Raw genomic sequence first — 10,727 nt, forward strand, 5'->3', positions numbered from 1 at the left:
ACCTCCCGCACGGGCCCCCTCAGCCACGCTCGTGGTCCGGCGGTGCGCCCACCACCATCTCCGGGCGCCCGCTGACCAACAGCCACACCGGCAGCACCGCCAGGCACAGCACGGACAACAGGCCCAGGTCGGGTACGACGGTCACTGCGACGAACAGGCTCAGCCAGCCCTGCCGGGTGACCGCGGCGAGGATCCCCAGCACCGCGCACGCCACCGCCAGTGCCACCGGCACGGCCGGGACCAGCTTGGCGACCAGGAGTCCCAGCGCCACCCCGGTGAACAGGGTCGGGAAGATCCGGCCCCCGCGGAACCCGCACGAGGCCGCCGTGAGCAGGGCCGCCATCCGGACCACGATGACCACCGCCAGCGCGGCGACACCGAGGTCGGCGCCGCGGTCGGCCAGCTCCTTCATCTCCTCCAGGCCCTTGAACATGGTCAGCGGCCCGCCCAGCGCCCCCAACAGGCCCAGCACCAGACCGCCCGCGCCGACCATCAGCACCGGGTGGCGCAGCCGCCGGAACCAGCCGTGCACCACAGGGAAGGCGTAGACCAGGACCAGTCCGACCACACCCCCGACCAGGGCGATGACCGAACCGGACAGCACGTCCCCCGGGCTCGGGCCGGGGTAGGCGGGCAGGGCCAGGGACAGCTCGGGTCCGGCGAGCACGTGCGTGGTGACCGCCCCTGCCCCGGCGGCGATGAGCGGAAGCACCAACCGGTCCCACAGCGGCTCCTCCCGTTCGCCCGCTGCCGCCTCGGTCAACAGCAGGGCGGCGGCCACGGGGGTGGAGAACAGCGCCCCGACGGTGGCGGCGGTGGCGAGTCCGACCCAGGCCGCCGCGGGCGCGGCGGGTACCAGCCGGCGGCCCGCCCAGTGGGCGAGGGTGACGGTGGTCGCGATCACGGGGTTCTCCGGTCCCAGGCTGACCCCGCAGGCCAGGGCGAGGACGATGGTGGTCAGCAGGCCGGGCAGGACCCGTGGTTCCAGCGGCTCCTCGACCAGCTCCACGGTGGCCGGGTCGGGTCCGGCGTGGCCGGGCGCCTTCCACACCACCAGTCCCACGGCGAGCCCGGTCAGGGTGAGCACGGCCACCGTCCACGGCCCGCCCCGCCCGTCGACGCCGAACGCGTCGGGCAGCGCGGTCCACACCCACCCCTGGACGAGCGCGGCGACCGCGTCGACGACCAACAGGACCAGGGCCGAGCCGATCCCGACCAGCAGCGCGGGGACCACGAGGGGCGCCAGCCGCCGCGCGACCGGGACCGGAGCGTCCCCCGCTCCTCGTTCAGCGCTCACCCGTGTGCTCCCTCCGCCGCGACGCACGCCGTGGTGCCATCGTGGCGGCCCCCGTCCGGCTCTCCCAGCTGACACGGCGACCGGCTGCCGGAAAGGAGCGGTCCGGGCCGGGTGCGGGGTGGCGCCCAACGCGGGTGCCTGGGCCCAGAGGAGCACGGTGACCTGCTTGAGCAGGGCCTTCCGGTGGTGTTTGACGGTCAGCGCGCAGTCGGCGCACAGGTCTTCGGCCAGGACGGTGACGGTGTCGGTCCGGGTGTGTGGGGTGCGGCGTCGGCCCCCGGCCGATCCCCCGCAGGTGAGGGGTCCAGGCCGCCATCGCGGCAGGCGCGCACGGCAGGAGACGGACCTGGCTGTGGCGACGGCCCCGCCGCGGGCGGGCCTCCACATCGGCGAGCGTGCCGGGAAGGTCGACGGGGGTGGGAGCGGGCATGGCGCACGGGGGTGCGACGGAGCCCCTCGGACGTCAAAGACGCGGAGGTCCCTGATCTTTGGGCGGGCTCCGTCGCTTGTCGGTGCGGGCTTCGACCTGATCGCTGCGAGGCTGTGACCAGCACTGCTGCGTCACGATCGCGACGGTGGAACGGTCCTGCCGTGTCCCGTCCGCGGCCAGGGGCCGATCGAGGGCCTCTTCTCCGATGTTGCGCACTTCGTCCGCCCGCCTAGAGGGCGAACTGAAATACGGTGTCCAGTAAGAGCAGAACAGAAACCGGAACCAGCAGAAGGACACAGCAGCCGGACTGGTTGGCCCTGTTCGAGCGGTCAATGGCCCGTTGGATCCGTGTATTTGTGGCTTGATTCTCGCGATCTCTGTCGCGCGACCAGGATTCGAATTTTCGGTTGGCCCCCACCGAGCAGCTTGCGCACAGAAGGGATTCGCTCGTCCTCGACTGGGTGTACTGGCGCCCACATTTTCCGCAGGTTGGCTTGTATGTCATATGTGCCACTCTCCTGTCTGCGAAGATGCGTTCGGGTCCGGCTGCGACCAGGGAACTCGTTCTGGGCTTCGGGGGTGCTGGTCACGGGTGGCGCCCAGCCCGCATCCGATCCGCGTCTGAGTGGTCGTGTCGGCGGGGGCGGTGTCGCACAGGCGTGGACGCGGGTTGTGTTGCATGTTCCCCCTGGAGGGAGGCTGAATCTCCTCGGGTGTGATGGAGACCCGAATTCTTGGATGGATCGAGTCGGTCGTGTTGAAGTGTTGCCTTCTTGAACTGCGCGAACGCGCCGTGTACCTGGTCTGGTGAGCGCTTTTGGTCCTGTTTCTCGGAGCTGGAGCATGCGGGTGGCGCGGGTGATCCCCCCGGACCTTCGCGGGCAACGGCGCAGCCGACGCGGCACGTCCCGGTTCTCGGGATGGACGACGGCCCGCTCCCGGGCCGCGGTGCTTGGCGTGGTCGGAGTCCTTCTTCTGCTGTGGCCTGCTGTGGCCCCGGAACGGGCGGAAGACCGCCGTCGGCGGGTCCGCCGACCCCCTGCGGCCACAGGGCTGTTCCAAGGTCGGGATCGTGAGGCATCAGTGAGGTTTTCCCACACGGAACCGCTGGAGGGGGCACCGCAGGCGAGGAGGTCGTCTCCGGTCACATGCTTTCCCGGACTCCTTGCCCGGATACCGGGCCCCTGTCATGCGCACCCGCGTCGCCGGAGAGCGGTTACCGAGCGGTAGGGTTCGGGCGTCGGAGACGGACAGGAGATGACTGTGCCCGAGCTCGATCTCAGCGCTTTCACCGAGGACAACGGCGGCTCCCCGAGGTTGCGTGCCTACACGGCCCGACCGGCGGGCCAGGGACCGTGGCCGGGGGTGGTGCTGGCCCACGAGGCCTACGGTGTCGACGCCGAGATGCGTCGCCACGCCGACCACCTCGCCGGACTCGGCTACCTCACCATCGTCCCCGACCTGTACAGCGAGGGCGGCCTCCTGAGGTGCATCGTGCGGGTGATGCGGGCTCTGTCCGCCGGACACGGGCGCGCGTTCGCCGACATCGCCGCCGGGCGCGGGTGGCTGCTGGAACAGCCCGAGTGCACGGGGCGGATCGGGGTCGTCGGCTTCTGCATGGGCGGCGGGTTCGCGATCGCGACGGCTCCCCGGTTCGACGCCGCCGCGCCCCACTACGGCGTCACGCCCTATGACGTGCGCACGGCCGTCCAGGGCGCCTGCCCCACCGTCGCCAGCTACGGGGCCAAGGACAGGATGGTGCCGGGCGGTGCCGTCAAGCTCAAAGCGGCGCTGGACGAGGCGGGTGTGGTCAACGACGTGAAGGAGTACCCGAACGCCGGCCACTCCTTCATGAACGTGGAGCCGAACGGTCCACGGTCGCTGCAACTGGTCCTGCGCGCCTTCGGGGTCAAACGGGATCCCGATTCGGCCGCCGACGCCTGGCGCCGCCTGGACGCCTTCTTCACCGAACACCTGGGCGGCGGGCGCGGCTGACCGGTCGGCCCGGTCCCCGGCACGGGGGACACGCCACCGGCGAGCCGTTCCAGGCAGGGTTCCGCACCGGGCGGGCCCCGCCCCGACCTCCCGCGGCCGTAACGCCGCCCCCGGTTCGGGGCCGGTGGGGGTGGAGCGGGAAGTATGGGGCCATGGCGAACGAACGCGATGCGACCACGACCCAGGCATGGCAGGCGATCGGCGGACCCGCGGACCTGACCGCGCGGGTGTCCTACCGAGGCGCGGGGGAGGTGCTTCCCGCCGTACTGCCGGTGCGGGAGCTCGCACGGGCGACGGTGGGGGCCTGCTCGCTCGCCGCGGCCGAGCTGCTGGCCGCGCGCAACGGGGGAACCGTCCCCCAGGTGGAGGTGGACGAGGCCGCGGTCGCCACCGCGTTCGTCAGTGAACGGCACCTGCTGGTGGACGGCCGCGCGTTGACCCCCTTCGCGCCCCTGTCGGGGTTCTGGCGGACCGCCGACGGGTGGGTGCGCACCCACGCGAACTACCCCCACCACCGTGCCCGCTTGCTGGCCGCTCTGGGGATCGACGGCGGTCAGGTGCACGGCGGCACGGGTGCCGGAGCGGCGGACGACGACGGTGCGGCGCTGGTCGGACGGCTCACCGAGACGCTGGCCGGGCTCACCGCTCGGGAGGTGCAGGAGAGGGTCCACGCGGGCGGTGGCCTGGCGGTGGCCGTGGCACCCGAACCGGGTGGGGGACCGGCCGCGCACGGCCGGCCCCTGGCCGAGGCCGAGGCAGCCGAGGGAACCGGCGGGCGGCGGCTGCCGTCCGCTCCCCTGCCCGCCGCCGGGGTGCGGGTCCTGGACCTGACCCGGGTCATCGCCGGTCCGATCGCCACCCGGACCCTCGCCCTGCTGGGGGCGGACGTGCTGCGCGTGGACCCGCCCGGGATCCCGGAGGACCCCGGCAGTCACATCGACACGGGGTGGGGCAAGCGCTCCACCCTGCTGGACCTGGACTCGGCCGAGGGGCGGAGCGTCTTCCGGGGACTGCTCGACTCGGCCGACGTGGTCGTGACCGGGTACCGGCCCGGTTCCCTGGACCGGCGCGGACTCGCGGCCCGGGAGCTGATGGCCCGCCGTCCCGGCCTGGTCGTCGCCCAGCTGTGCGCCTGGGGGTGGTCGGGCCCGTGGGCCGACCGGCGGGGGTTCGACAGCCTGGTGCAGGCGGCTCTCGGTATCGCGGCGGTCGAGTCGGGCTCCGAGGGCCGTCCGGGCGTACTGCCCGCCCAGGCACTGGACCACGGCACCGGTTATCTGTTGGCCGCGGGGGTGCTGCGGGCGCTGGCCGAACGGCAGGCCGACGGCCGGGGCCGCCTCCTACGGTTCTCCCTGGCGGGGACCGCCGACTGGCTGCTGGACGGTGTCACCCCCGAACCCGTTCGGGAGGGCGGCTACGATGCCGCCGACTGGCTGACGGAGACCGCCTCCCCGTACGGGCCGCTGCGCCACGCGCTCCCTCCGGTCCGCTACGAGGGATCGCCCAGGACCTGGGCCGGTCCGCCCACCCGCTGGGGTACCGACGCTGCCGCCTGGCTGGGGCCCGCGGAACAGGGTGCGTGACGGAAGCCGACGGTGGAGCCGAGCCCCCCGCGCTGCCATACGCGGGGTCGGTGCCCCGCCCGCGCAGGTGCGGGGTGGCCCGGTCGTCCGGCCGGGCTCGGTCGCCCGGCCACGGAACGGCCGCAGAATCGCCCAGGTCGACCGGGGATCCGTCGGAGGGCCCCTGTACATTACGCGGAGCACGCCCCCCGGCTGTCCGCACGAGACGGAGCTGCCTCAGGGGTCGACGGACGTGAGCGACGGAAATGAGGGAGGGCCGGAGATGATTCGCAGGCTTCAGGCGGTCGCGTTGGACTGCCAGGACCCGGTGCGGCTCGCGGAGTTCTACGCGGAACTGCTCGGCGGTCAGGTCGTGGTGGACCCCAAGGACCCGGACTGGGTGGAGGTGCGGGGGTTCGAGGGGACGACACTGGCGTTCCAGGGGGTGCGGGACTACCGCCCGCCGCAGTGGCCCGGGCAGCAGATGCCCCAGCAGGTGCACCTGGACTTCGACGTGGACGACCTCGAAGCGGACGAGAAGCGCGTGCTGGAGCTCGGCGCGACCGTGCTGGAGCGCACCGACCAACTGAACCCGGAGGCCAACTGGCGGGTCTACGCGGATCCGGCGGGTCACCCCTTCTGCCTCTGCCTCCACTGAGACGGCCGTGACCGCTGGGACCACCGTGCCCGTTCGGGAGGCCGTCTCCTCCGTCCGGTGACGCATCGGAACGCGGGCGGCACCGGAACGGGCTCCGCCGCATGTCGGTGCTCCTCGGTCCGCCGAGGACGTGCGCGGAGGCCCGGTCCCAGTGGTCGTGCACCTCTTCGGGCCCCGGCCGGACCGGGGCACCGGTACCGGCGGGAGGGGTGCCCCGGGGACGGGACATCCGAGGGATCGGTCGTCCACCGGCGGGGGCTTCGCCTCGCCCCCGCCACCGGACGGCCCGGGAGGCGCGCGGTCGCGGGTCCCGCTACCAGCCCTGCCCCTGCCCCTGGCCGCTCTGCATCTGGAGCAGGTTCGTGAGGTGGAGGTGCAGTTCGTTGGCGATCGAACGGCCCTCGCCCCAGTCGATGAGGCCGAAGTTCATGGTGGTCGAGACCCGCATGTGCGTCCCCTGCGGGTGGGGATGAAGGTCGACGAACACGCTGAAACCGAAGGTACGCAGGGTCATGCCGGTGGAGAAGGTGTAGCGGTATCCGCCCGGGGCCGGGGCGCCCGTGCCCGAAGCCTTCTTGCTGTGGTGCACGGCGGAGGGCAGCGTGTTCCACACCTGGTCCAGGTGGTAGGGGAGCAGGTAGTCGTGAGTCCCGGTCATGCGCTCCGCTCTCGGTGGGAAAACCGCCCGTGGTGTGCGCTCCGAAACGCAGACTCCACGGCGCTCTTTCGACGCGCCGCATCATACCCGTCTCCGGTTCCACTCCTGGGGGCGGACCTCCCCGGAACTGAGCGGCCTGTGACGCCTCGTACGACACTCCCGGGCACCCCCGTGGTGTCCCCCGGCGCCGTGAACGGCCGGGCGGCCTCGCCGGGACGGCTCCCGTTCGACCCGCCCGACTCCGCCACCGCCGCCCGGGCGCGCTGCGGCCGGGGATCGCCCGCGTAGTATGGGAGCGCTCCCAACCCTGAAGGGCCCACCATGACCGACCCCGTCCTTCCCCCGGAACTGCTCTTCGGCACCGCCACCGCCGCCTACCAGGTCGAGGGCGCCGCCCGCGAGGGCGGGCGCGGCCCCTCCATCTGGGACACCTACTGCCGCACCCCCGGACGCGTCACCCGTGGCGACACCGGCGACGTGGCCTGCGACCACTACCACCGCCACGGCGAGGACGTCGCGCTCATGGCCGACCTGGGGGTGGACCTGTACCGCTTCTCCGTGGCCTGGCCGCGGATCCAGCCCGCCGGAAGGGGGCGCCCCAACCCGGAGGGACTGGCCTTCTACGACCGCCTCGTAGACACCCTCCTGGAGGCCGGGATCGAACCCGCCGTCACCCTCTACCACTGGGACCTGCCCCAGGCGCTGGAGGACGGGGGCGGCTGGCGGGTCCGGGACACCGCCCACCGCTTCGCCGAGTACGCCCGCGTCGTCAGCGACCGCCTGGGCGACCGTGTGCGCCGCTGGATCACCCTCAACGAACCCTTCTGCTCGGCGTTCCTCGGCCACGCCGTCGGCCGCCACGCCCCCGGCACCCGGGAGGGCACGCCCGCCCTGGCCGCGGCCCACCACCTCCTGCTCGCCCACGGCCTGGCCGTCGGCGAACTGCGCGCGGCCGCGTCCGGTCAGGTGGGGATCACCCTCAACCCCGACCACCTGCTGCCCGCCACCGACTCCGAGGCCGACCGGGCGGCGGTGGAGCGGGCCCGCACCCTGCACAACCGGGTCTGGCTCGACCCGATCCTCACCGGCGCCTACCCCGACAACGAGGAGGAGACCTGGGGCCCGCTGGCCGACGGCTCCTACCGGGCCGAGGGCGATCTGGACATCATCGGCCGACCCCTGGACTTCCTGGGGATCAACTACTACCGGCCCATCATGCTGCGCGACGCCCCGCACGCCGAGCCCGACCCCGCGCGGCGCACCGCCGCGGACATCGGCGTCGAGCAGGTCCCCTTCGAGGGCGTGCGGCACACCACCATGGGCTGGCCGGTGCTCCCCGACACCTTCACCGACCTGCTCGTCGACCTCGACCGACGCTATTCGGGACTGCCGCCCGTCCTCATCACCGAGAACGGCTCGGCCGAGGACGACCGGCCCGACGGGAGCGGCCGGGTCCGCGACCGCGACCGCGTCGACTACCTGCGCGCGCACCTGGAAGCCCTGTCCCGGGCCCTGGAGGCGGGCGTGGACGTGCGCGGCTACTTCGTGTGGTCGCTGCTGGACAACTTCGAGTGGGCCCACGGCTACGACCGGCGCTTCGGGCTGGTCCGCGTCGACTACCGGACGCTGGAACGCCGTCCCAAGGACAGCTACCGCTGGTACCGCGACTTCCTGGCCGCGCACCGCGCCCGCCGTGCCGCGGAGCCCACCGCACCGCGGGAGGGATGAACCCCGACATCCGCTGCCGCTCCGGTACCGGAGGCCGGGGTCCGGTACCGGCCGACCCCGCCTCTGGAGAGCGCGGCCAGGCTCGCGACCGGCTCCCGCCGTACGCGGACCGGTGCCCCCTACGAGGGCGACGGGCAGTTCTCCGTCTCCGACGGGGGGAGTGCCCGACCAGAGCTCGCTGGACCAAATCGCCCTCGACTCAGCCGAGCTGACCGGGCATGAGTTTCACGACGCGGTCCCGATAGCGAAGACCGGCGGCACCACGGGTAACACGATGAACAGGCCCCGTATCGCCTCACAGGCGCCCCCGTCCTTCACGTGATGGGCCTTGACGTCCGGTACGTCCATGTCGGCGCGCGGGATCTTGAGTACCTTTCCGGACACCGCGCGGATGGACGCCTCGTGGAGCGCGCGGAAGACCTGTGTCCCACCGCGGGCGGGGCCACGACGCGCTCGCCGAGCCGGACGTTCCGTGCCCGCGCATCGCTACCCCCGTGCCCCGGGCTGTTCCGCGTCTTCTCCTGCTCCACCGCCGCGTCGCTCGTCTGCGTGACACCCTGCCCTGACATGGTCCACGTTGTCGCTCTCGGAGGACGGGTTCGACGGCGGGCATGGACGCGCACTCTCCGACCACCGGGTTGGTGTCCGGGTCCGGGAGCGGTTTCGGCCAGCGCCCGGCCGGTCGTCCGTCCGAGCCTTGGGAGATCATCGTCGCTTCCTGCTCACCACCGCCTGCTTCCGTCATCACGGGGCCGTCGGTCGCATGGTCATCAGGTGAGGGACGTGGTCCACGACTCTCCGTCGGCGGCCACGTAGCAGAAGGCGTTCTGGATTCCGTAGTTCCACGAGTCCTGGTTCGGCGCGATGTAGCCGACGAAGTACGTGTCCGGGGTGAGCGCGGGGTCCAGGGCACGTTCGCTCATCGGATCGCACGTGGCCTCGATGTCGGCGTCGAAGGCCGCCCGTCCGGGCCATTCGCCTCCGGAGGGGGAGTAGGAGCCGATCACCTGGGCGTTGTGCGGCTCGTCGCAGGAGGTGAGTTCGACCTCGTAGAACTCCGTGGTCGGAGGATCGATGAAGCAGTCGCCGGTTCGCAGCGTGCACACCGTGGCGTACCCGGGCGAGGGCTCGCAGAGCTCGGCGGGGGAGGGGGCCCGGCCCTCGCCGGTGGAGACTGAGGGGTCCCCGCCCTGCGGATCGTAGGGGGCGAACGGGTCCGCGCCCTCCGAGGCGTAGGAGTCGGATTCCGCCTGCACGATGATGACGCCCGCGGCCGTCCATCCGAGCCCCCACAAGCAGGCGGCCAGGAGCCCGATCAGGGAGAAGACGATACTGATCGCCTTGGCGGCCGAGAACCCGGTCACGGCGGCCGGCGCGAAGGGGGCCGACGCCCCGGCGGCCGGTGGCGTGACCGGTGGTGTGAACGGCGTACTCGTCGCAGTCGGCCCGGCGACCGGTCTCGGGTACATGCCGGCGGTGGGATCCGCCTGTACCGCGGGTCCGTCCGGTGCGGTCGGCGAGACCGGGTCCGTGCCGAAGATGGAAGGGCCGTCCTGGCCCATGGATCCGTGGGGAGAGGCGGTCGCCGCGTCGGTGGCGGACCCGGTGGGATCGGAGGGTCGGGGCGTGCTGTGCGCCGTGGGTACGGAGTTCGCGCTGGTCGAATCCGCTGGGCCTGCCACCGATCCCCGGGGGCCGGTGGCGGTCGGCGTTCCTCCGGGACCGGCCGCGCCGCCGTCCGCCTGACCGATCCCCGAGGGCTGGGCAGAGGATGGCGCCCGGAGCACGCGGGTGAGGGCGATGAGGCCGAGGACGATGGCGACGGGGATGGGCAGGATGAGGAAGCCCAACAGCCCCAGGACGAGCGCTGCGATGGAAAAGCCGCTGATTCTCCGCTCATGGACGTTGTTGTGCACCGTGTGGTGAACATTGTGGTGCATATTGCTGGTGTTGTCGCCTATGTGGATCGCACCCTGGTGGTTTCCGCCCACACCCACGTTGTGATGGCCCGACACGTTGACCGAGGACATCTGCGTGTTCATGGCGGCCAGACTCCTGGCCAGATCCGGGTCCTCCCGCAGGACCCGCCTGATCTGGTGGCGGAGTTCCTCGGCGGCGTCGGTGTCCTCCGGCGCTCGGCCGAGCCTCCTGACCGCGCTTTCGACCGCCGGTTCGGATTTTCCACGCCTGAGGATGGCGGCCAGCAACCGTTGACCGTGCCGCACGGTGACGCTCGCCGCAGCGTCCTCCGACTTGGACAGCACTGCCTGCCCATAGGTGCTGACCGCGTCTTTCACATATGGAAACACCTCGGAGGTGAGGGTTTCGATATCCGTCAAGGGTGCTCCCGTTCGGCTCTGGGGGAAAGATTCGTGATGCCGTTGGAGTCGCTCTTCAAG

General features: G+C 72.2%; 7 protein-coding genes. 4 read left to right on the plus strand and 3 right to left on the minus strand.

What is annotated here, in order from left to right:
* Window positions 1-19: 19 nt before the first annotated feature.
* Entirely contained in the window at window positions 20-1,297 is a 1,278-nt protein-coding gene (locus tag ACTVAJ_RS25265; protein ID WP_470390760.1) for an ion channel protein, read from the minus strand.
* 1,687 nt (window positions 1,298-2,984) lie between these two features.
* Here ACTVAJ_RS25265 and ACTVAJ_RS25270 point away from each other — a divergent pair.
* The 3 genes from ACTVAJ_RS25270 (at window position 2,985) to ACTVAJ_RS25280 (ending at window position 5,942) form a co-directional block, all read left to right on the plus strand.
* Entirely contained in the window at window positions 2,985-3,722 is a 738-nt protein-coding gene (locus ACTVAJ_RS25270; RefSeq protein ID WP_470390761.1) for a dienelactone hydrolase family protein, read from the plus strand.
* 152 nt (window positions 3,723-3,874) lie between these two features.
* Window positions 3,875-5,305 carry a CoA transferase gene (locus tag ACTVAJ_RS25275; protein ID WP_470390762.1) on the plus strand — a complete coding sequence of 477 codons (1,431 nt, stop codon included), beginning with the start codon at window positions 3,875-3,877 and terminating at the stop codon, window positions 5,303-5,305.
* A gap of 262 nt (window positions 5,306-5,567) precedes the next feature.
* Complete coding sequence (locus ACTVAJ_RS25280; RefSeq protein WP_470390763.1) at window positions 5,568-5,942, plus strand: VOC family protein; 375 nt, start codon at window positions 5,568-5,570, stop codon at window positions 5,940-5,942.
* Window positions 5,943-6,255: 313 nt separating this feature from the next.
* On the opposite strand, the gene ACTVAJ_RS25285 is transcribed toward ACTVAJ_RS25280, so the two are convergent.
* Window positions 6,256-6,600: a hypothetical protein gene (locus ACTVAJ_RS25285; protein ID WP_470390764.1), complete on the minus strand. Its 345-nt coding sequence runs from the start codon at window positions 6,598-6,600 to the stop codon at window positions 6,256-6,258.
* Window positions 6,601-6,921: 321 nt separating this feature from the next.
* Between ACTVAJ_RS25285 and ACTVAJ_RS25290 the strand changes: the two genes are divergently transcribed.
* The gene (locus ACTVAJ_RS25290) at window positions 6,922-8,328 is read left to right on the plus strand and encodes a GH1 family beta-glucosidase (protein ID WP_470390765.1); all 1,407 of its coding nucleotides are present in this window, start codon (window positions 6,922-6,924) and stop codon (window positions 8,326-8,328) included.
* 770 nt (window positions 8,329-9,098) lie between these two features.
* Here the strand turns inward: ACTVAJ_RS25290 and ACTVAJ_RS25295 are convergent.
* Complete coding sequence (locus tag ACTVAJ_RS25295) at window positions 9,099-10,667, minus strand: DUF4190 domain-containing protein (RefSeq protein ID WP_470390766.1); 1,569 nt, start codon at window positions 10,665-10,667, stop codon at window positions 9,099-9,101.
* Window positions 10,668-10,727: the final 60 nt, after the last annotated feature.

This window comes from Nocardiopsis sp. KDC1DS13DA1 (genome assembly GCF_055632325.1).

Coding starts and splice junctions, on each gene's coding strand:
- ACTVAJ_RS25270 (WP_470390761.1), top strand. CDS start 2,985: ATGACTGTGCCCGAGCTCGATCTCAGCGCTTTCACCGAGGACAACGGC.
- ACTVAJ_RS25285 (WP_470390764.1), bottom strand. CDS start 6,600: ATGACCGGGACTCACGACTACCTGCTCCCCTACCACCTGGACCAGGTG.
- ACTVAJ_RS25280 (WP_470390763.1), top strand. CDS start 5,568: ATGATTCGCAGGCTTCAGGCGGTCGCGTTGGACTGCCAGGACCCGGTG.
- ACTVAJ_RS25275 (WP_470390762.1), top strand. CDS start 3,875: ATGGCGAACGAACGCGATGCGACCACGACCCAGGCATGGCAGGCGATC.
- ACTVAJ_RS25290 (WP_470390765.1), top strand. CDS start 6,922: ATGACCGACCCCGTCCTTCCCCCGGAACTGCTCTTCGGCACCGCCACC.